This window comes from Cyclobacteriaceae bacterium (assembly GCA_030584025.1).
Lineage (GTDB): Bacteria > Bacteroidota > Bacteroidia > Cytophagales > Cyclobacteriaceae > UBA2336.
Genome location: CP129487.1, coordinates 381,867 through 403,583, shown reverse-complemented (window position 1 = coordinate 403,583; position 21,717 = coordinate 381,867). Strand labels below are relative to the sequence as shown.

Here is a 21,717-nt window from a genome sequence, read left to right as displayed (position 1 = left end):
AATAAATTCGAAACCCTAATCATAACATAGAACCATGAATTTCATTTACGAACTACACCGAACCATGATGTCAGAAAAACTGATTCTGGTGTACCAGGGCGATTTCACCCAGGAAACAACAAAATCCATTCTGGCCATGGCCGAGCGTAATCTTGATTCTTCCGGTGAAGAATCAAGCACCAAGCGCAAGGTGTTTAACGTGATGGTGGAAGCCCTGCAAAATATTGTAAAGCACAGCGATGAACTGGTAGATGGCGAAACACGCAGCCACGCAGCAATCTTCCTGATTGGAAGACAGGCCAACCGTTACTCCATCATGGCGGGCAATCCCATACGAAAGGCAAATGTGCCCAACCTTCAGAAAAAACTTGAACACATCAACGGATTGGATAAAGACGGTCTGAAAGATCTATACAAGGAAATCATTAAGAACACCACCATCTCCGAGAAAGGCGGTGCAAGTCTAGGCTTTGTTGATATGGCCCGTAAATCAGGTGAAAAGCTTGAGTTTTCCTTCCCCGAAATGAATGCAGATTACTGCTTCTTTTGCCTGAAGGTAAATGTACCCCGTGGAGACGAATAAGAATTGATCAAAAAACATTAACCGCTAACGCACGATTATTATGGAAATTTTAAATCTCGAAGGAACTGAAGATACCCCCAAAATTATTCTGGATAAAAAGAATGGCATATTCGAAATCTCAGGCCGTTCACTACCCGAAGATTCAGCAGAGTTTTACCGTCCCGTACTGGAATGGATTGGTAACTACGGTGCTGAACCAAATCCTTCAACCGAATTTGTTTTTAAACTCGAATACTTCAATACTGCGTCATCAAAACTGATATTGGATGTTCTTTCTGCTTTGGAAGACATCAAAGGCATGAAGATTATGTGGTATTACCACGAAGATGATGAAGACATGGAAGAAGCCGGCCAGGAATTTTCGGAGCTGGTAGAGATTCCGTTCGAGTTCAAGACGTATTGATACCCGAACCTGATGAACTGAATCGGTTATCTGTTCCATGCACTTGTAGAAACGGATAACCGATATTTTTTTAACCCTGAACCATGAGTGAGGAAATTCTCAAAGCGCTGACCCAACTTTTTGCCATCATCACCAAGCAGGATGGTGGCGTGTCGGCAAACGAAAGGCAGTACGTAATCAATTTCTTTCAAACGGAATTGGACCAGGACACCATTAAAGAGTACCTGGCGCAGTACGATGAACAATCCGGCTATGGCAAAACCGAAGAAGACGGTGGAAAGAAATTGACATCCGTTAAAGAATCGGTTCGCGTACTGGGTATCTGTAAAAAAATCAACAAAACCCTTACGCAAAAACAAAAGGTTGTTGTACTCATTAAGCTCCTTGAGCTTGTTGCCATTGATAAAAATTTCTCTACGCAACGAATGGAGATCATCAACACCGTTTCAACGGTGTTTAACATTGAAAAAGAAGAGTACGACCTGATCGAAAATTTCATAACCACAGAAGACCCACGTACGCTTCCCTTTTCCGATCTTTTATTGGCAAGCAAGGACGAGAAGATTGAGGGTAAGTCATACAAACACATTCACGCACACATTGAAGGAATTCTGCTATTCTTGCGCATTCGCAGCGTGGACATGTATTACACAAAATACATGGGTGATGAGTCGAACCTGTTAAACGGGTTTATCATGCAGCCCAACCGGGTTTACCTCTTCTCACATGGAAGCACCATTAAAACACAAGCCGGTGATGCGCTTTACTATAGTGATCTGGTTGCCGACTTTAATGATGAAATAAAAACTACCAAACTCTCCTTCAATGCCCTTATTGAAGAGTTACGCTTCCCCAATGGCGTAATCGGCTTGCGCGATGTCTCCGTATCGGAAGGACCGGGAAAACTCATTGGCATTATGGGTGCCAGCGGTGCGGGTAAAACCACCTTACTAAATGTGCTGGCTGGACTTGTTCCACCCACCAAAGGAAAAATACTCATCAACGGCTTCGATATTTTTGAAGAGAAAGAAAAGATACAGGGCGTAATCGGGTATGTATCGCAGGATGACCTGCTCATTGAAGAACTAACCGTTTACCAGAACTTATACTACAACGCCAAGTTGTGCTTTGCCCACTTTACCGAAGCTGAAATTCAGCAACGCGTAATGGAGGTGCTGGAAAACCTGGGGCTGGATCAACGTAAAGACCTGAAAGTGGGTAACCCGCTTGAAAAAACCATTAGTGGCGGTCAGCGAAAGCGATTAAACATTGCACTTGAACTGATTCGTGAGCCAGCCATTCTATTTTTAGATGAACCTACATCAGGTTTATCCTCGCGCGATTCAGAAAACGTAATCGACTTACTAAAAGAACTTTCCCTAAAGGGCAAGTTGATTTTTGTAGTTATCCACCAGCCTTCATCCGACATCTATAAGATGTTCGACAAGATGATTATCATGGATACGGGTGGATACCCCGCCTACTACGGCCCTCCGGTGGAAGCCGTAACCTATTTCAAACGATCAACGCTGCAGGTTGACAGCAACCGCGGGCAGTGTGAGACCTGCGGTAATGTTAACCCGGAACAGATCTTCAACATCATTGAAGCCAAAGTGGTTGATGAATACGGTCAGCCAACGAATAAACGCAAAATCAATCCCGTACAATGGAACGAGTGGTTTAAGGAGCGATTCAGACTTGGGCGGGTAGAAGATGTTCGCGAAGAGCCACCCAAATCGTTGAACATACCAGGCAAAATAAAGCAAACCATCATATTTGCTACGCGCGATACATTATCGAAACTCAGCAACAAGCAATACCTGCTCATCAACTTACTGGAAGCCCCATTGCTTGCGATGATTCTTGCCGTCATTATCAAATATAAGAGCGCTCCGGGCGGAAGGGAATACATGTTTCGCTTCAATGATAACTTCCCGGCCTTCATTCTGATGAGCATTATTGTAGCCCTGTTCATGGGACTTACGGTGAGTGCCGAAGAAATTATCCGCGATCGGAAAATTTTAAAACGTGAATCATTTTTGAACCTGAGCTGGAACAGCTACCTCACCTCAAAGGTGGCCATTCTCTTTACATTGTCAGCTATTCAAACCTTAACGTTTGTGCTGGTTGGGCATCTCATTCTTGAAATTGAATGGCGCTTGATCTTCCCGTTTTGGTTTACGTTGTTTACGGTTTCCTGCATGTCGAATGTGTTGGGGTTAAACATTTCATCGGCATTCAATTCAGCGGTAACCGTATACGTGATGATTCCGCTTCTGCTTATTCCGCAAATGATTTTGAGTGGACTGCTTTTCCGTTTCGATAAACTGAACGACCTGATCAGTACCAAAGGCAAAGTTCCGCTGGTGGCCGACTTCATGGCATCACGCTGGGCCTATGAAGCACTCGCTGTGGATGCTTTTAAGAATAACTCATACGAGAAACCGTATTACGATTACGAAAAGTTTGAGTCTCAGGCCGACTTCAAGTCTTCTTTCCTGATAGATGAGTTGGAGAAGAAGCGTAAGTTTATCAGCGAGCATTACCAATCCACTGAAGATTCTGTTAGAAAGCATGTTGAGAAAGATCTTGAGATCATCCGGAAAAGTTTGAAAGATGACTATTTCAAAAAAGGACTGAACAACCTGAACTTCGACAACGCATGGACAGTAGGCATGTATTCGCCTGAAGTAGATAAGCAACTGGAAGAATTCTTTCTGGCTTACAAACGGTTTTACCAGGATGTTTACAACAAGGCCGTTGCTGCACGCGAACAACTGATATATAAAAAGGAAAACGACAAGGAAGAGCCGTACAATTTGAATGAGTACAAAAACCGCTACTACAACGAAAGCCTGGCCGACCTGGTGAAGAATGTTTCGACCAAAGACCGGATTCTGGAATACAAAGGTGAACTTATCCAACAGATAAACCCGGTATTTCTTGATCCGATAAATACCGGGCCTTTGAATTACCGGGCGCATTTTTTTGCACCCAAAAAGAACCTGTTCAATACGCAGTGGGAAACCTACCGGTTCAACATGGCGGTAATCTGGTTTATGGCTATCGCATTTTATATTACCTTATATTTCGAATTGCTCCGGAAGTTTATCGACCTGTTTGGTAAGCTTAACCTTCCGACAAAAAAATAGCATTCTTGTACTGTTTTGGTCAGGAATGGCGAATTATTAACTTTGTAAGCTTCTAATTTTGATACTATGAAAGTTGTAAAAATCGGGTTGTTTGCGCTGATTTTGGCTGCTTGCAGCTCAGGAAAAAAAACGGACGAACAAGCCTTTCTGGAGACCCTGGACTCTGCCAAAAACGAGGGTCCGACTATTTCTGAAGCCGTAATTGGCGATATCCTTCAGCAGATTCCAAGCCCCCTTGAAATCTCCGTTCTCCTTAAAGAGGCCGGCAAAAAGTACAACGTCAACTACTTGAACTCCCCCGATAATCTTCCCAAGTACAATAGCAATTTCAAAAAAGCCCTCAATCTTGGAATCTACGGTACTGATCTGGGATACACCAATATCTACGAGCAGAATCAGGATGGAGTAAAGTACATATCCTCCATTAAAAGCCTGGCTGACGGACTTAATATTGGCCAGTTCTTTGATATTGAGACCATAGGTCGGTTGGCTACCAACAGCAAGAACCTGGATTCACTGTTGCTGATTACCACCCAAAACTTTAACAGTATTAATCATTACCTCCAAACCCAGGGCCGGGCAAACCTGAGTGTACTCTTGTTAACGGGTGGCTGGTTAGAGGCTGTGCACATCACGTGTAACGTAGCCAATAGCGACCCTACCAATAAGGAACTCCAGGAGAAAATCGGTGAACAAAAGGTCATTTTGGAGAACATTATGCTGCTCTTGTCCTTCTATCAGGAAACCGATCAAAATATGGCATCCTTATTGAGTGACATGAAGGAATTACAAGCGGCTTTTGATAAAGTGAACATTACGTATACCTATAAAGAATCATCTTTTGAGATTGTTGATGGCGTTATGGTGATTAAAGATAACAGCACCACCACTATCGACATTACACCGGAAGACATTGAGAGCATACGCTCCATCACATCATCCATTAGAACAAAGATTACAAGCTAAGATAATTAACCATGAAAAAGTTAGTCTTTTTTATTTTCTCTGTATTCCTGATCAGCACGTCTGAAGCATCAGCCCAATGCAATGCAGAAGATCTTTCCAACGACTGCATTCCGAAACTGGCTTCAGGCTTCAACTTCCTGAAAAGCTACAAAATTGATGGCGGTGGAGGATCAAAAGATAAAGTTGAATACTCCTATGTGTTTACCAAAGGAACGCAATATATGATCAACATTTGTGCTCCCGGTCAACCCACCGATGGCATTGTAGTTACGTTGTACGATTCAAACCGAAACAAAGTAGCCTCCAGTAAAATCAATGGACAGTTTATTTCGGCAATTGCCTTCCCATGCAATGCAACCGGAATTTACTACATCCAGTACACCTTTGATGGTTCATCCAAATACTGTGGTGGTAGTGCCCTTGGTTTCAAACGCTAACGTTTAATCAATCAATATTTAAAAAACCCTGGCAGAACTGTCGGGGTTTTTTGTTTATGAATATTATCCTGCCAACTTCGTAATTCAAGACTATGCAGGAATTTACAACACATTTCAATTTCAAAGCCCGCTACTACACCCTGGGTACATTAACCGATCAAACGCAGCAGGTGTGGTTTGTCTTGCATGGGTACGGTCAGTTGGCGCGCTATTTTTTACAAAAGTTTGATGTGCTCCAACAAAAAGGAATTTACGTAGTAGCCCCCGAAGGACTATCACGTTTTTACCTGGAAGATGTAACCAAACGAGCCATTACCGGAAACAATCGCGTAGGTGCCACTTGGATGACAGCAGAAAACAGGTTGATGGACATCGACAATTACCTGACCTATTTGCAGCAAGTTTACACGGAGATTATCGGAACAAAGAAATACACGGTTAGCCTGCTCGGGTTTTCACAAGGTGCAGCAACCGCATCACGATGGGCATTGCGCCATCCCCAAAACTTCAAACGCCTTATTCTTTGGGCCGGCATATTTCCACCCGACATGGATTTTGATAAAGGAAAACAAATACTGGCAGATAAAGAAATTACAATGGTATATGGGGAACATGATCCCTATGTAACGGATGAGCGCTTAAACGAAATGACAAACCTGGCCAATCGGCTTCAGGTAGCGCCTAACATTATTACATTTCCTGGAGGACATGAAATTGATTCAAAAACACTTGAGCAACTGGCCTAAAGATTTTTCTTAACCATTGTACTGGAAGCCTGGGCCGTTGGGAAAATAGTTATGTCGGCCAGCACCACATGCTCGGGTTGTTGCAAAACATACCGGATAACCTCGGCAATATCCTGAGACGATAACGGTTTGAATCCCTTGTAGACCGAAGATGCCCGTTCTTCATCGCCCTTAAATCGTACCAGCGAAAATTCAGTTTCAACCAGGCCTGGATGAATGGCTGTCACCTTAATGCCGTGCGCATTTAAATCCATGCGCATACCTTTAGTCAACGCATCCACAGCAAACTTGCTGGCAGAATACACATTTCCGTTTGGATAAACTTCTTTTCCGGCAATGGATCCTAAGTTAACAATATGGCCAGATTGACGCTCCACCATACCCGGAATCACCATTTTGGTGATATACAACAACCCCTTTACATTAATATCGATCATGGCATCCCAATCCCGAACATCCCCTTTTTGTATGGGATCAAGACCATGCGCATTACCGGCATTGTTAATCAATACATCAACTTTTTGCCAGGGTTGTGGTAACGCATTAAATGCTTTTTCCACCGCATGTTGATCACGAATGTCGAAGCAAAGAATTTCCACTTCGGTGAGTTTGTTTAGTAACGCTTGCTCACAAAGCAGACGTTCCTTTCTGCGGCCACACAAAATCAATTTGAAATCGTGCTTGGCCAATTCATGTGCGGTAGCCAGGCCAATGCCTGAAGTAGCACCGGTAATTAACGCTATTCGTTTCGACATTATTGAAAGAGCAAGTAAAAGGTTACAGTGTTTGTGTTTACCCGTTGCAGGGGTCTTCCAAAATCATTTTCCCGGTTGTCCAGGTGATCGACTATGCCGCGGGAAAATCTGATTTCTGGAGAAAATTTAAACAAGGGAAAATATAAATCGAAACCGATACCGGCTTCAACATTCAGGTTTATGGGCGTGACTTCAAGAGAGTTAGTCACATTCTCAATTTCCTTTTTTCCCGAAGCTTCGATACCCGGTTTAATACCACCGATCATATACATGCGCACATTACCCCTGCGCATCGACTTGTACTTAACCAACATGGGAAACTCCACCATCGTTGTTTCCACCAATTGGCGTTGGGACGAACCATCAGTAAATCGATACAACAACGTATGTTCGTAAAAAGCAACTTTAGGAGTCAGGCGTAAATCAACGAACTCATGAAGGCGATAGTTAACAATAAAGCCCAAAGAAAAACCGGGTTTCCATTCAGGAGTAACAGCAAACAGCGTATCGAATGATGGCGTTACAAATTCATCAGCATATTTAATCTGGTAGGATGTGGAGTGCAAACCAATCAAAAACCCATAGGTGAGTTTTCGTTTCTCATCATAGTATGGATTGTTCTTACGTGCCCATAAAAAGTTCTGAGCCTGTGCAGCCCCAGCCACAAGCAACAGCAAAACAACAACTACTTTTTGGCCGTATAGATAGAACTTATTCCGAACGTTAATGGCTTGCATGAAACTTGGTTAAATCCTACGTCTTTGAGAATCTGCAAAAAATCCTGTCCGTCAGGAAACGCCTCTACGGATTCGGGCAGGTAATCGTACGCAGCCTTATCCCGTGAAATCCAGCGTCCTAGTTTAGGCAAAATGGCCTTAAAATAAAAGCTGTAGACTTGCTTGAATGGAAAGCGTTTTGGTCGTGAAAACTCCAAAACCACCAATGTGGCTCCTGGTTTCATTACACGGAGTATTTCAGCAAGACCTTTTACTAGATTTTCAAAGTTTCGCACTCCAAATGCAACGGTTACAGCATCGAATTTATTTTGCTCAAACGGAAGATTTTCCGAATCAGCCTGTATCATTTCAACCACATGAGCCACTCCCCTGCTTGTCATTTTTTTTCGGCCCACATCCAACATTCCGGCTGAAATGTCAACACCAATTATTTTTTCGGGATTAAGTTCAAGCGACTGCAATGCAAAATCACCGGTGCCGGTTGCCACATCCAGTATAATCTTGGGCGATGAAGGTTTCAGTAACTTAACCGCCTTCTTTCGCCAACCTTTATCAATACCCAGGCTCAGGAAATGGTTCAAGAAATCGTACCGATGGCTGATGTTATCAAACATCTGCGCCACCTGCTCCTTTTTAGTGGTCGGCTGATCTTTATAGGGAACTACCGTCATGAATACGCGTTTGATCTACAAACAAAACAAGGCGGCAAATTGCTAATAAATCGGGATAAAAAATGAAGGAATTCAGATCCTAGTTTGAAATTACCTTGAATTCCACCCTGCGGTTAAGCTCCCGGCCCTCCTCTTCGTCATCGTTGCTGGCCAGCGGACGGCTCTTTCCAAAGCCTACAGCCGTGATTCTTCGGGCATCAATGCCCTTCTTGGTGAGGAAATCTTTTACCGCCTCAGCCCTTCGTTTTGAAAGTGTGAGGTTGTAAGCTGCTGTTCCTATGTTATCCGTGTGGCCCGCTATCTCAACCCGCATGGTGGGGTTTTGTTGCATCATGCGCTCCAATTTGTTAAGCTCGTTATAAGACTCTTGCTGAAATGTGGCTTTGTCAAAATCAAAATAAATGTTCCGTAAAATGGAAACCATTCCGGTTTCAAGTTTTCGCAACTCAACGGTTCGGGTTAATTCCTTCTCTTGCTCCGATACCCCATCTAATCGAACGTTTTGGTTCACGAACATGTACCCTTCGCTTTCAATGGATAAACGGTAATCCTTTGCTGATTCTTCCTTTACGGTAAACTCAACTACACCAGCTGATTTATTAGTAGATGGAACGATAATGTTATCGCGTAAACCTTGCAGGCGAATGCGGGCATCAACCGGTTCTTTCGTTTGTGCATCAATGGCCGTAACTACATACCGCAACGGAAATTTAGTGGGCTGAGGTACAACCGTTTCAACTGTATCTACGGGTTCATCAACAGGTTCAATCGGATCGACCGGATCAGGATCTTTCTGTGCCACCTGCTCTTCAGGTATGGTAATCATGTAGATATCATCATATCCCTGGCCATCTTCACGAACAGAGGAATAATATCCACGCTTACCGTCTCGTGTACTTACAAAAAAGATATCGTTATCAGGCGTATTGATCGGGTATCCCATGTTTTCGGGTTCTGACCATTCCAGGGTAGCTGCGTCAAATATCGTTCTGTAGATGTCAAAGCCTCCCATTCCTCTTCTGCCTTTTGAACTGAAGTACAAAGTCTTGCCATCGTAATCGATAAATGGACCATCATCATCTTCAATTGTATTGATTTTTGGACCAAGGTTTTTCACATTCGACCATTCGCCCTTTTCATTTAAAACAGCACTGTAAATGTCAAGCCCACCAAAACCTCCGGGACGGTTACTGGAGAAATAAAGTGTTTTCTCATCAGGTGAAATACTGATAGATTTTTCCTCGAAAGATGAGTTAATAATACCCGGTAATGGAACAGGTGCCGACCACGATCCATTTACGTTTCGGTTACTGAAATAGATGTCTCCGCCATTATCCGTTTTATAGATAAACAGGGTTTGACCATCAGCCGACAAGGCCAGGTTTGAATCGTGATACTCGGAGTTCACGGGCGCACCGATATTTTCTGCAGGTTGCCATGCACCGTTAACTTTTCTTGAGATAAAAATATCTTCAAAGGGTTTGTTATCGGTATCCACGTTTTCGTTCAAGTTGCCATCACGCCTGCGAGAAGTAAATACAATCTCATCTTCGTTGGCATTTAGCACCGGTGCATAATCGTCCCACTCGGAGTTTATTTCGCGGCTGATGTTTACAATAGAATAATTACGAGGTGCACCAATGAATTCTAAACCCACTTCGCATTCCTGAATGTTGCGATCAACGATGGCCGCATCCACTTTATCACGTCCCTGGTAGTTTGGTCGCTTGGAAAGTCTGTCTTTGTACCGGTTGTAATAGTCGATGGCCTTTCCGAACTCCATACCAAACTGGTAACTCTGCCCGATCAGGTATTCCAAATTGAAACGGTAATTTGGATCAATTTCATAAACCCGCATGAAGTATTGAACGGCCAAGTCTTTCTGGATGGTCATCAGGTGGTAAAGACCTGCTTCATAGTTAAGGGTTAAGTTTTCAGGGTCGAGATTCGCACCGATAATTAAAACTTCACGGATATCGTTATCAGCCTGTGAGGCCGCACGCATTTCTTCCGCAATATTCAAGTATTCAAGCGCTTGTTGCTTGTTGTCCTGACCGCTGGTTGTTAGAAAAATACCCGCAACAGCTAAAAAAACCAGTACACACCGGATGCTGAACATGCAAAAATGGGTTTACGATTAACGTTAATCTCTTAAAATTAAAAAATAGTATGCCAATATAGGAAAAAGCATCTTTACAACAGCATAAATTTTAGCCATAAAGTGCTCAAATATTACATTATTAGTAATTTGGGGTGAAAGCTTTACTTCAAGCCAATTTGCATGGAAATCAAAGAAGCGGAATTCATATCCAGCATCACAAACCTCAAAGATTTGCCTAAAAACCCGCTTCCCGAGTTTGCCTTTATAGGGCGCTCAAACGTTGGTAAGTCCTCCTTAATCAACATGTTAGCAGGCCGAAAGCAGATCGCCAAGATCTCCACCAAGCCCGGCAAAACACAAACCATCAACCACTACCTGATTAACAAAAGCTGGTATTTGGTCGACTTGCCAGGGTATGGCTATGCGGGCGTAAGCAAAGAAAAACGAGCTGGATTTGGGCGCATTATTGAAGATTATGTTCGCAAGAGCCCCGAGCTATGCTGCCTGTTCGTATTGCTTGATCTGCGTTTACCCCTTCAGGCCATTGACCTTGATTTTATCAACTGGGCGGGCAAGCATGGCATACCACTGGCATTTGTATACACCAAGGCCGACAAACTTTCCGCAGGCGCGGTGCTGACCGGCAGAAAAAAAATTGAAAGTGCATTGCTGAACTATTGGCAAGAACTTCCGGAAGGATTCGTGACTTCATCCGTCAAGAAAAAAGGACGGGATGAACTGCTCGACTTTATTGCTGCAACCCTTAAGAGCATTTCTCAAAATGATTAGTTTTGCGGGCTAATTAAAAATCAGAACGTATGACATTGGCCGATATCGCAACCATTTCAGGAAAAGGTGGACTATTCAAAATTTTAAAGCCCTCAAAGTCGGGGGTAATTCTTGAATCGCTGGATGAGACGAAAACCAAACTGGTAGCTACTGCACATCATAAACTTTCGGTGCTGAATGAAATTTCTATTTACACCACCACCAAAGAAGGCACGGTTGCCCTTGAGGACGTACTGAAAAAAATTCATCAGGAATTTGGCGATGATCTCGGCCTGGATGCCAATGCAGACAATGCTGAACTGAAATCATTCATGAAAGCTGTGTTGCCGGATTACGATGAGAATCGAGTTTACGTAAGCGATATTAAAAAGCTGGTACGCTGGTATGGTATTCTGCGTACAGAAGCACCTGAAGTATTCGCGCAGGAAAATCCGAAGGAAGAGGACAACGCTTAGGAAAAGCTTTCTGCTTTATCCACCATATTTTTTGAACCTACAAAAAAAGGTGTGCGTTGATGCAATGACTTAGGTTCAATATCCAGAATGCGCTGAACGCCATCTGATGCTTTTCCTCCGGCCTGTTCGGCAACAAATGCCAAGGCATTGCATTCATACATCAGCCTTAGTTTTCCGTGTTTGTCTTTTGCTGTAGCCGGATAAATATAAATTCCGCCCTTCAATAAGTTGCGATGAAAATCAGCAACCAGCGAACCGATATACCGGCCTGTGTAATTGCTCTCTTTACAATATTGCACGTATTGCTTTACGCCTTCCGAAAAGGAATTATACGAACCCTCGTTCACTGAAAAAATCTTACCCTCTGCAGGCATTTGCATATCCGGATGTGAAAGGAAATACTCACCCAATGTAGGTTCATAGGTAAATCCATTTACGCCATGCCCGGTAGTGTAAACCAACATGGTAGAAGAGCCATATAAAATATACCCGGCTGCTACCTGCTCCGAACCCTTTTGCAAAATATCTTCCTGCTGAATGGGCATGCCCGGTTTACTCTTTCGCCTGTAAATAGAAAAGATGGTTCCGATGGACACGTTCACATCAATATTGGATGAACCATCCAGCGGATCAATGGCAATAACATACTTGCCATCGTTGTTTAAATCCATAAACGTTTCACTCTCCTCCGAAATCAATGCGCATGCCTCGCCACCCTTTTGAAGCGCGCGGGTAAAACGTATGTTGGCCAGCACATCCAGTTTTTGTTGCTCATCACCACCTGTATTGGTTGAGCCCATTCCGCCCATGATGTCTATTAACCCTGCCTTGTTTACCTCGCGGTTTACTACTTTTGAAGCCAATGCAATGTCGCGAAGAAGTTGCGACAGTTCTCCGCTGGCAAAGGCAAAATGATCCTGATTACTCTTTATAAACCGGTCGAGGGCGCTTCCAATGGGCTGGGCAATTCGGGATTGTTCCATGGCGGGGATTAATGCTTTTTAGCTGATCTTTACAGGCCGTAAAATTAACCCGCAAACGATTTAGTACAACGAATTATGAAGGTTTTTAAGTTTGGTGGCGCTTCGGTAAAGCATGCCGAAGCCGTGCGCAATGTCACCTCCATTCTGAAGCAGCACGACAAAGATTCCCTGTGGGTGGTGGTATCGGCTATGGGCAAAACCACCAATGCGCTTGAGCGTGTGGTGTTTGCGTTTCTGAAAAACGAACCATTTGAATCCGAAATTCAGGACATCTATACTTACCACCAGCACTTAATCCGCGATCTGTTCGAAAATCCGGAACCCGTATTGATGCAACTGGAAGAAACTCTTGAAGTTGTTCGTAAAAACCTGATTAAGGGAAAAGACGAAGATGAGCTTTACGATCAGGTGGTTTCTTTAGGTGAGGTTATATCTTCTCAAATTATCCATCAATTTCTTTTATCTGAAGGGCTTCCGGTTGCGTGGTTTGATGCCCGTAAACTGATTTGCACCGATAGCTCATTTCGGGAAGGACAAATTAATTGGTCTAAGACAACACAGTTACTGAAAGATGCGCAGAAAAAGTTGGATGAGAAAATTTGCATTACGCAAGGATTTATAGGAGCTGATGAACAGCAACGCAGTGTAACACTTGGGCGCGAAGGATCGGATTTTACCGCAGCTATTATTGGTTCATGCCTTCATGCCAAATCCGTTACAATCTGGAAAGATGTTCCGGGTGTGATGAATGCTGATCCGAAAAAACTACCGGCTGCCATTGTATTTCCTGAACTGCCGTACAAAGAAGCGGCTGAGATGACCTATTATGGCGCATCTGTAATCCATCCCAAAACCATTAAGCCATTGGCGCTAAAAAATATTCCATTATGGGTGAAAAGTTTTACCGACCCTTCCCTTACGGGCACAGTTATTCACGATTGCAAGGTGGAAGGGCTCCCTCCCGTAATTGTGTTTAAGGAAAATCAATGCCTGGTTTCGTGCAAGGTTACCGACTTTACCTTTGTAAACGAAGAACAAATGAGCACCATCTTTCATGCCATCACTGCATTGAATATTAAGCTTAACGTGATGCAGAATTCAGCTATTTCGTTTTCATTCTGTATCGACTTTCGTGAAAACAAAGTAATGGCCCTCATCGAAAAATTGCAGGAGCATTTTGAGGTGTACTACAATACCAACCTGACGCTGATCACAATAAAAAACTACGATGAACAGAGTTTCAATACCTATCGTAAACGCGCAGGTGTCATGCTGGAGCAATCCTCCCGTTCAACCTTACAAGTCTTGGTAAAGGATTTATAACCGATGGGTGAGTTGTTGCTTCAGGTGCGCAATAAATCCATCGGTTGATCGGTCGAGAATTTCAAAAACTTCCTGAAAGCCGCGAGGGCCGCCATAATAAGGATCAGGTACTTCCAGGTGATCATCGCTTGAATCGAAGCTTCGCGTCATGAAAATTTTATGTTGATGTACTTCCGCGCCCGGAAGGCTCAAAATGTTGCGATAATTACTGGTGTCCATCGCCAAAATAAAATCAAATTCTTCCAGATCAGTGGTGGTTAACTGACGACCCCGATGATTAATCGTCACTCCATTTTCCAGCGCATTGGCAATGGTACGTTCATCAGGTGTATCGCCAATGTGATAGTTTGACGTACCGCACGAGTCCGCCTCAATATGCTGATGTAATCCATTATTCTGGATTTTATGTTTAAAGATTGCCTCCGCCAATGGTGATCGGCAGATGTTCCCCAAACAGACGAAAAGTACCTTGATGCGCGCCATAAAAAATCACTAACTCTCCATTTCAGGGGCTAAAAATGCAACTTATTACCAATAAAACAGGGAATCTGGGGTTACAAAATCAAGGGCTGTCGTATTCAAAACCGCATAGCACACTTTTACCGCCTTTTGGTTTGAAAAGCCCGCCTCCTCTTGCTCGGAGGGGGCTTTTCTTATTTTGAGGCGCGCCATTCCCTTTACTTCCTCATGCAGCTATATTTTTTAGTTTTGTAAAAACTCATATTGTATGGAATTCATTAAAGTCACAGAACAATACCAACCGGGCATTGCGCTCATTCAACTAAATCGTCCGAAAGAACTGAACGCGCTTAACAAGCAACTGATGGAAGAAGTGCGTGATGCGTTACAGGCCTTCGATAAGAATGAGCAGGTTCGGGTAATTATTATAACCGGAAATGAGCAAGCCTTTGCTGCAGGAGCCGACATTAAGCAAATGGCCGACAAATCGGCTATTGATATGCTGTTGATTGATCAGTTCAGCACGTGGGATCAGATTCGCAAAACCAAAAAGCCGATTATTGCGGCTGTATCCGGATTTGCATTAGGTGGCGGATGTGAATTTGCCATGACTTGCGATATGATCATTGCCTCTGAAACGGCTAAGTTTGGGCAACCGGAAATTAAAATCGGAACTATACCGGGCGCTGGCGGAACACAACGATTAACCAAGGCAGTTGGCAAAGCCAAAGCGATGGAATTAATCCTAACCGGAAGATTCTTATCTGCCGAAGAAGCCCATTTTTACGGCTTGGTGAACAAAGTAGTTCCTGTTGAAATGTATTTGCATGAAGCCGTTGAACTGGCGAAAGAAATTGCGCGCATGTCACCTGTTGCTGTGCAGTTGGCCAAAGAAGCCATCAACCGTTCATTCGAAACACAACTGGATGAAGGATTGGCCTTTGAACGAAAAAACTTCTACATGACCTTTGCCTCGGAAGATCAGAAAGAGGGCATGAAAGCATTTGTGGAAAAACGAAAGCCTGAGTTTAAAGGTCGGTAAGAACCAAACTTTATGAATCCCCTCTCGAATCCAGCTTTTAAGGTAGAGCGCGTTGCTGCCTGGTTCATTATACTGGCCATTACCATTTTTTGCCTGAATTATTTCAGCAACTTTTTGCAGCCGCTGCTGATTGCCGTCATGATTTGGTATAGCGTTTATGAGCTGAAACGGTTTCTTAGTAAAATTAAAATAAAAGGAAAATCACTTCCGGTTTGGTTACTCACAATTTTCGCTTTCATTATTATCCTGCTGATCTTTGTTGGAATTTATGAACTCATCACCTTAAACCTGGAGTTGATCATTAAAAAATCCCCAGAGTATGCTGATAATTTCAAATTGTGGATTGCCGGGCTTCAAACCCTGGAAGGTTTTAGTGAAATTCAGGAACGCATAATAAGTCGCATACAAGAGTTCAATGCGCAACCCTTGTTAACCGGCTTGCTCAACAGCCTCACAAGCATAGCCGGAAATACGATCGTCATCATTATTTATGTTTCCTTTTTATTAGTTGAAGAGAAATTTTTCTACAAAAAACTTCATGCTTTTAGTTCGGATGCTGAAAAGCAACAAAAAATAGATACAGTATTAGCTGAAATAACGGATGCCATACGGAAATACATTTCCGTGAAGACGCAAATGAGCTTGCTGACAGGTCTGGTTAGTTATGTTATCCTGCTCATATTTAAAGTTGACTTTCCTGTTCTTTGGGCGTTCCTTATTTTTCTCCTGAATTACATTCCTTACATCGGATCATTTGTGGCTACGTTTTTACCGGCAGCGTTTGCCATGTTTCAATTTCAATCCTTTCTAATGCTCTTCTGGGTATTTGTGGTGATTCAGGCTGTACAATTTTTGGTTGGCAATGTACTGGAGCCAAAAATAATGGGCCGAACATTAAACCTCAGTCCATTGGGCGTAATGCTCGCCTTAACTTTTTGGGGGATAATCTGGGGCGTGTTGGGCATGTTCCTTTCCGTACCGATAACTTCGGTCATGCTCATCTCCTTCTCCCGATTTGAAAGCACACGATTTATTGCCGTATGGCTTTCAGAAACAGGCGACTTGAATATGGATACGAAAAAGTAATATTGCTTACCGGAAAGTAAAGCCTAAACCAGCCGTTACTGCGCTGTACTCCTGCAAGCTGTATGCACCATACAGGTAGAACGCCAAAATGTTAATGCGCATACCTACATCCATACGCATGCTGTTGTTCTTAAAAGTGGCTGAGTACGGATTTGTCATTGAAGCTTCAACTCCCTGTCCAATAGGAAATTCATAAGTACCATTAATATCAGCAGTAGTTTTTATACCATTATAACCAACACCACCAAAGAAAGTAACAAACGCAAGCTTCTTTGATACCAATGCCTGAAGCAGGAACGCATTAAACTTATAAACCGCCTCCTGATCCGAACCGTCAAAGCCACTACCCGACAAATCGGTAACTCCCTTAAAGGTGGTGAACCCAGCCATTACTGAAAGGTCAAAAGGTAGCATTTTAATACCAGGTATGTGCTGTTTGATATCGTGGCGGAGTCCAAAACCAATCAGGTTGAGTTCTGTGCTACCTAACTTAGATTTCGGGATTATTCTAAATGTCAAATCAGTTCCCTTGATTAATCCTATACCAACCTGAGCCATTGGCGCACCAACTGGCGCTACTTTGATTGCATCACGTATTCCCAAACCCTCAGGCCCGTTAAAAGTCACATCTGTCTGGTTATCCCCATCAATATCAATTGCATAAGTTGTCTCTTCTTTTGGACCGAAAATGGTTGGTCCTTTTCCAGGAGTAGTTGTATTTGTGAAAGTTACGTCATTACTAAAGTTTAAACTTTCAGGATCAAAGTAATCTTTTGATTTTGGCACAAAAACAGGCGTCACTGAAAAATTGAAATTAAATCCACCTAACTTATGAACCTTGGCCGTATGGAACCAGCCCCCATTCAATGCATATGACATACCCTCCACAAATGGATTAATGTATGCCGTTACTAGTTTACTTCCATCTTCCTTACCAGCCTGTAAAAAGCGAACAAGATCATCTTCATTTTGTGCAGATGATGAAAAAGATACACCCGAAATAATGATCAGGACGAGCAACATTTTAAAAAGCGTATTCATAGCATGTGGAGTTTCAGATTTATAATAGTTTGGATTCATCCAAAAAGTACTTTTTTGGTAAGCCAAATCATGTAAAACTTTCAAAATTATTTGCAAAGTGCAAGGGAAACAGCGCTTTAATGTTTCTATTTTTGAGGCCTCATGAGATTTTTGTATAGGATTGGTATCGCCATTGTCCGTTTTACATATTTTATAGCCAGTTTTTTTGATGCTAAGGCCCATGCTTTTGTACAAGGGCGCAAATATTTTTTTAAGCGTTTCAAGGATGCTTTCGCCACCGAATCCGCACCACTGATCTGGATACATTGTGCCTCTCTCAGCGAATTTGAACAAGGCAGGCCTGTGCTGGAGAAAGTAAAATCAGAGTTTCCCAACAACAAAGTACTGCTTACTTTTTTTTCACCCTCCGGTTATGAAGCACAAAAAAACTATCCCCTGGCCGACCATGTTTTTTACCTGCCTTGGGATACACCCCAACACGCCTACCGGTTTATTGAAACTTGTAAACCTGTGCTTGCCATTTTTGTTAAATACGAATTCTGGATACACTATACCCGGGAACTGAAGAAGCGGGGAATACCCACACTTTCGGTTTCAGCTAAATTCAGATCGGACCAACTTTTTTTTAAATCTTATGGAGGTTTTTATCGTTCCGTGTTGAAAAACTTTTCCTGGTTTTTTGTACAGAATGATGAGTCGGTGAAGCTCCTGAAATCAATTGGAATTGAACAGGTAACGCGTGCAGGCGATACACGCTTTGACCGCGTAAATCAATTGTTAAAGCAAACGGAACCGATAGCTATTGCCGAAAATTTTAAAGGAACACAAAAAGTAATGGTGATTGGCAGTTGCTGGCCTGAAGACCTGGAAGTTCTTATTCCGTTTATTAACGAAAATTATTTCCACCTTAAATTTATCATTGCCCCGCATGAAATCAATGATGATTTTATTATTGAAATGGAAGGCGCCATGAATGCCCATGCTGTCCGATACTCACAAGCCATTGGCAACCTTGAAGATTATCACGTATTGATTGTAGATCGTGTAGGCATGCTTGGCAGACTTTATCGTTATGGCGAATTTGCCTATGTAGGCGGAGCGTTTGGAAAAGGATTGCATAACATTTTGGAAGCAGCCTGTTATGGAATACCGGTGTTTTTTGGAAATAAAAATTTTCAGCAATTTCAGGAAGCCGTTGACCTTATCAACCGCGGTGGGGCTTTTGAAATAGCCGACTACCGCGATATGAAGGCCAAGTACGAAATGATCAATGTTCCGCAAAATTTCTTACTCGCCTGCGAGGTAACGCGTCAATATGTTGAAGAGAATTTAGGTGCTACAGAAAAAATTATGCAGTACTGCCGACCCATACTTTCTCGCGCATGAAAGGCCTGGTTATGCGATCCACCGGTTCGTGGTACGATGTGTACCTGGAGGATGGCCGGGTTATCCCCTGCCGGACGCGGGGTAAACTTCGACTGGAGGGTTATAAAGAATCCAACCCGATTGCTGTAGGCGATTACGTTGAACTGGATGACTTGCAGCACGAGGGAATCATTACATCCATCCATGAACGAAAGAATCACATCCCCAGACAGTCCGTAAAAAAAACAGGGCACTCCCACGTATTGGCTGCAAACATCGATCAGGCGGTTTTGGTGGTAACGATGATCCTTCCGCGAACGTCATCAGGTTTCATCGACCGGTTTCTGATTACTGCAGAAGCGTACGACATTCCACAAGCCATCATTTTTAACAAACAGGATTTACTGGATGTTGAAAGTGCAGCCTTGCAAGATCAATTAATGGCCGTGTATGAAAAAATTGGTGTAACGTGCCTGAAAATTTCAGCATTGAGTGATGATGTCAATGAAGTCCATAAACTTTTAGCAAACAAAACATCACTGATCGCGGGGCATTCCGGGGTTGGCAAATCAACATTACTGAATAAACTCTCACCCAATATTCAACAATCGACCGGGGAACTCTCAGGGTTTTCTGATAAGGGTACACACACCACTACGTTTGCTGAAATGTTCAGGCTCGACAATCACACGTTTGTTATTGATACACCGGGCATCAAAGAATGGGGACTTGTGAACATCTCACCTGAAGAACTCTCCGATCACTTTCCGGAAATGCGAGCCCTGCGATCGGAATGTAAATTCGGGTATCGTTGCCTGCATGCCAACGAACCAAGGTGTGCAGTGAAAGAAGCTGTTGAAAAAGGTAAAGTGGCAGTGAGCCGGTATGTCAATTACCTGAGCATGCTTTCCGGTGAGGATAACCGGAAATGATCAGGTCGTGGCAAACGTAACCATGAACATGATAAACCGGTAAAAATAAATGGTTAGCAAAGTCGACAAAAAAACAGTGAGTGTACTGAGTGCAATCCAGAAAAATCCCTTCATGCTATAAAATCGCTTTACAGAAACCACACTATAATATACTATCAGTAAAACAATACCAACAGGCAGCATGAGTCGATGCGCTGGAAGGCCAGTCCACACATACATATTCAGCAGGCCAATCCAGATGCACGTAATCAACAACAAAAAGGAAAATAAATACAATGCAAAAATAAAGTGATCAGCAAAAAGATTTCGTTTCCGAAAAAAAATCAACGAAAGTAAAACCGCCATTACCGGCACATTCAGCACCATCAATGATTTCGACAGGTTAACCGTTTTAAGGTTGAATACCTGTTCATATTCCTTAAGCGTTATGCCGCGTTGTTCTAATCTGCTTTCAACCATCCTGGCGGCTAAAGGCCCATACGTGGTATCGTGCCACCTGAGGTGATCATGAAGAGGGAGATTAAAGTCTGTGAGCGGGTTCACGATGAAATAAATCAGGTTGATTAGCAGGAACAACGAAAATGGTGCCATCCATCGTTTACGCCTTCCTTCCACAAAATCGTGCGCCATAAGTCCTGGCGTGCTGAGCAAACGCCACAGGTTTTTGATAAAACTGTTTTCCAGGAAAAAGGCCGCACCAAAAAACTGAATAACAAAATACCTCAGCGTTCGTTCTTTTTGCTCAATAACTTTTTGTCCGCATGTGTGGCAGAAATTACCCTGTAACAGGGTGTTGCAATTCAGGCAGCGACCGGCATTCTCCATTACGGGGTATATCGCTTTTGCTTGTTCGTGATCAAAAGTGAAAAATATTTAATTGCCAGCCAAATGTTGAGCAAGCGTAAACTCGTTCTTATCTCGTACCAAATTCTTTTCGATAAGGCCTGCTGCTCCTTTTTTTTTGCATTTAAATCCAGAATTTTTTTACAAATCTGATACGTTGACAGCGCATGTCGGCTGAAGAACTTTTCCTGCTTACTCCCCATGCTATTTTTAACCACGCGCTTCTTTACCAAAGGTTCCGGAGAATACGTGTATTTGAATTGACGTGAAGAACGAATCCAAAAATCAAAATCCTCATAGGCCAGCGTTTCGTCATATCCACCTAGTTTATCCATAACAGATTTTCGAAACATAATTGTTGGGGGACAAATGAAGTAACGCTGAATTACATCAACATAAATATCGCCTTGCGGAATGGTGTGGTGTGGGTACTTGTCGGAATGAAAGCTGATAAAAGAACCATGTTCATCAATCAATTCCGCATCACAAAAATGCACACCATACCTATCGCCTGCCTGTTGCAGCACCTCAACTCCTTTTTGTATCCGATCGGGCAACAACACATCATCAGCAGCAAGATCAATCAGGTATTCGCCTTTAGCCAGCGCCAATCCCCGATTAAACGCCCTGCAATTCCCTACATTTTCTTTCAGCAACAGCACTTCGAGTTGAGGATACTGAGTCTTGAGTTGGTTAATCGTTTCAGGACTACCATCGGTACTCGCATCATCCACAACAATTAGTTGAATCGGTGAATACGACTGGTTGATTACTGACTTTATCGCCTCTTGCAAGAAACGCTTCTGATTATAGCACAGGCAAATAACGGTAACCAAAGGCGCAGCCAT

General features: G+C 43.0%; 22 protein-coding genes. 13 read left to right on the top strand and 9 right to left on the bottom strand.

Annotated features, from left to right (window positions below; translation table 11 throughout):
* The first annotated feature begins 34 nt into the window (after positions 1-34).
* The 6 genes from QY309_01965 (at position 35) to QY309_01940 (ending at position 6,287) form a co-directional block, all read left to right on the top strand.
* On the top strand, positions 35-583 hold the full coding sequence (locus tag QY309_01965) for a SiaB family protein kinase (protein WKZ60251.1): 549 nt from the start codon (positions 35-37) through the stop codon (positions 581-583).
* Positions 584-623: 40 nt separating this feature from the next.
* Positions 624-986: a DUF1987 domain-containing protein gene (locus QY309_01960; protein ID WKZ60250.1), complete on the top strand. Its 363-nt coding sequence runs from the start codon at positions 624-626 to the stop codon at positions 984-986.
* Between the two features lie 83 nt (positions 987-1,069).
* The gene (locus tag QY309_01955) at positions 1,070-4,138 is read left to right on the top strand and encodes an ATP-binding cassette domain-containing protein (GenBank protein WKZ60249.1); all 3,069 of its coding nucleotides are present in this window, start codon (positions 1,070-1,072) and stop codon (positions 4,136-4,138) included.
* A 66-nt stretch (positions 4,139-4,204) separates the two neighbouring features.
* Positions 4,205-5,104 carry a hypothetical protein gene (locus tag QY309_01950; protein ID WKZ60248.1) on the top strand — a complete coding sequence of 300 codons (900 nt, stop codon included), beginning with the start codon at positions 4,205-4,207 and terminating at the stop codon, positions 5,102-5,104.
* A gap of 11 nt (positions 5,105-5,115) precedes the next feature.
* Positions 5,116-5,541, top strand: coding sequence for a hypothetical protein (locus QY309_01945; GenBank protein ID WKZ60247.1), 426 nt, complete (start codon positions 5,116-5,118; stop codon positions 5,539-5,541).
* Between the two features lie 92 nt (positions 5,542-5,633).
* The gene (locus tag QY309_01940; protein WKZ60246.1) at positions 5,634-6,287 is read left to right on the top strand and encodes an alpha/beta hydrolase; all 654 of its coding nucleotides are present in this window, start codon (positions 5,634-5,636) and stop codon (positions 6,285-6,287) included.
* On the opposite strand, the gene QY309_01935 is transcribed toward QY309_01940, so the two are convergent.
* The 4 genes from QY309_01935 to QY309_01920 all read right to left on the bottom strand — a co-directional run bounded on the left by QY309_01935 (position 6,284) and on the right by QY309_01920 (position 10,569).
* Positions 6,284-7,042 (bottom strand): SDR family NAD(P)-dependent oxidoreductase, encoded by a 759-nt coding sequence (locus tag QY309_01935; protein WKZ60245.1) that lies wholly within the window; start codon positions 7,040-7,042, stop codon positions 6,284-6,286. The two genes, QY309_01940 and QY309_01935, sit on opposite strands and share 4 nt — an antisense overlap.
* Complete coding sequence (locus tag QY309_01930; GenBank protein WKZ60244.1) at positions 7,042-7,779, bottom strand: porin family protein; 738 nt, start codon at positions 7,777-7,779, stop codon at positions 7,042-7,044. Before QY309_01930 ends, QY309_01935 begins: the two co-directional genes overlap by 1 nt.
* A complete protein-coding gene (gene ubiE / locus QY309_01925; GenBank protein WKZ60243.1) occupies positions 7,728-8,450 on the bottom strand; it encodes a bifunctional demethylmenaquinone methyltransferase/2-methoxy-6-polyprenyl-1,4-benzoquinol methylase UbiE in 723 nt (240 codons plus the stop codon). Before ubiE ends, QY309_01930 begins: the two co-directional genes overlap by 52 nt.
* Positions 8,451-8,529: 79 nt before the next feature.
* Positions 8,530-10,569, bottom strand: coding sequence for an OmpA family protein (locus QY309_01920; protein WKZ60242.1), 2,040 nt, complete (start codon positions 10,567-10,569; stop codon positions 8,530-8,532).
* Between the two features lie 162 nt (positions 10,570-10,731).
* Here QY309_01920 and yihA point away from each other — a divergent pair, with 162 nt between their 5' ends.
* Together yihA and QY309_01910 are read left to right on the top strand one after the other, a co-directional pair.
* On the top strand, positions 10,732-11,340 hold the full coding sequence (yihA, locus tag QY309_01915) for a ribosome biogenesis GTP-binding protein YihA/YsxC (protein ID WKZ60241.1): 609 nt from the start codon (positions 10,732-10,734) through the stop codon (positions 11,338-11,340).
* A gap of 29 nt (positions 11,341-11,369) precedes the next feature.
* Positions 11,370-11,795, top strand: coding sequence for a DUF5606 domain-containing protein (locus tag QY309_01910; GenBank protein ID WKZ60240.1), 426 nt, complete (start codon positions 11,370-11,372; stop codon positions 11,793-11,795).
* Here QY309_01910 and fbp read toward each other — a convergent pair.
* The gene (gene fbp, locus QY309_01905; GenBank protein WKZ60239.1) at positions 11,792-12,778 is read right to left on the bottom strand and encodes a class 1 fructose-bisphosphatase; all 987 of its coding nucleotides are present in this window, start codon (positions 12,776-12,778) and stop codon (positions 11,792-11,794) included. The genes QY309_01910 and fbp overlap by 4 nt on opposite strands.
* A gap of 75 nt (positions 12,779-12,853) precedes the next feature.
* Between fbp and QY309_01900 the strand changes: the two genes are divergently transcribed.
* The gene (locus tag QY309_01900; protein ID WKZ60238.1) at positions 12,854-14,101 is read left to right on the top strand and encodes an aspartate kinase; all 1,248 of its coding nucleotides are present in this window, start codon (positions 12,854-12,856) and stop codon (positions 14,099-14,101) included.
* Here the strand turns inward: QY309_01900 and QY309_01895 are convergent.
* The gene (locus tag QY309_01895) at positions 14,096-14,584 is read right to left on the bottom strand and encodes a low molecular weight protein-tyrosine-phosphatase (GenBank protein ID WKZ60237.1); all 489 of its coding nucleotides are present in this window, start codon (positions 14,582-14,584) and stop codon (positions 14,096-14,098) included. The two genes, QY309_01900 and QY309_01895, sit on opposite strands and share 6 nt — an antisense overlap.
* A 244-nt stretch (positions 14,585-14,828) precedes the next feature.
* Between QY309_01895 and QY309_01890 the strand changes: the two genes are divergently transcribed.
* On the top strand, positions 14,829-15,602 hold the full coding sequence (locus QY309_01890) for an enoyl-CoA hydratase-related protein (protein ID WKZ60236.1): 774 nt from the start codon (positions 14,829-14,831) through the stop codon (positions 15,600-15,602).
* Positions 15,603-15,614: 12 nt separating this feature from the next.
* Positions 15,615-16,688, top strand: coding sequence for an AI-2E family transporter (locus tag QY309_01885; protein ID WKZ60235.1), 1,074 nt, complete (start codon positions 15,615-15,617; stop codon positions 16,686-16,688).
* A gap of 6 nt (positions 16,689-16,694) precedes the next feature.
* Here QY309_01885 and QY309_01880 read toward each other — a convergent pair whose 3' ends face one another.
* Positions 16,695-18,035 (bottom strand): hypothetical protein, encoded by a 1,341-nt coding sequence (locus QY309_01880; GenBank protein WKZ61726.1) that lies wholly within the window; start codon positions 18,033-18,035, stop codon positions 16,695-16,697.
* Between QY309_01880 and QY309_01875 the strand changes: the two genes are divergently transcribed.
* Together QY309_01875 and rsgA are read left to right on the top strand one after the other, a co-directional pair.
* Entirely contained in the window at positions 17,922-19,115 is a 1,194-nt protein-coding gene (locus QY309_01875) for a glycosyltransferase N-terminal domain-containing protein (GenBank protein ID WKZ61671.1), read from the top strand. The two genes, QY309_01880 and QY309_01875, sit on opposite strands and share 114 nt — an antisense overlap.
* Positions 19,112-20,026: a ribosome small subunit-dependent GTPase A gene (rsgA, locus tag QY309_01870; GenBank protein ID WKZ60234.1), complete on the top strand. Its 915-nt coding sequence runs from the start codon at positions 19,112-19,114 to the stop codon at positions 20,024-20,026. The genes QY309_01875 and rsgA overlap by 4 nt, the downstream gene beginning before the upstream one ends.
* On the opposite strand, the gene QY309_01865 is transcribed toward rsgA, so the two are convergent.
* A complete protein-coding gene (locus QY309_01865) occupies positions 20,027-20,851 on the bottom strand; it encodes a DUF3667 domain-containing protein (protein WKZ60233.1) in 825 nt (274 codons plus the stop codon).
* Entirely contained in the window at positions 20,851-21,717 is an 867-nt protein-coding gene (locus tag QY309_01860) for a glycosyltransferase (protein ID WKZ60232.1), read from the bottom strand. The genes QY309_01865 and QY309_01860 overlap by 1 nt, the downstream gene beginning before the upstream one ends.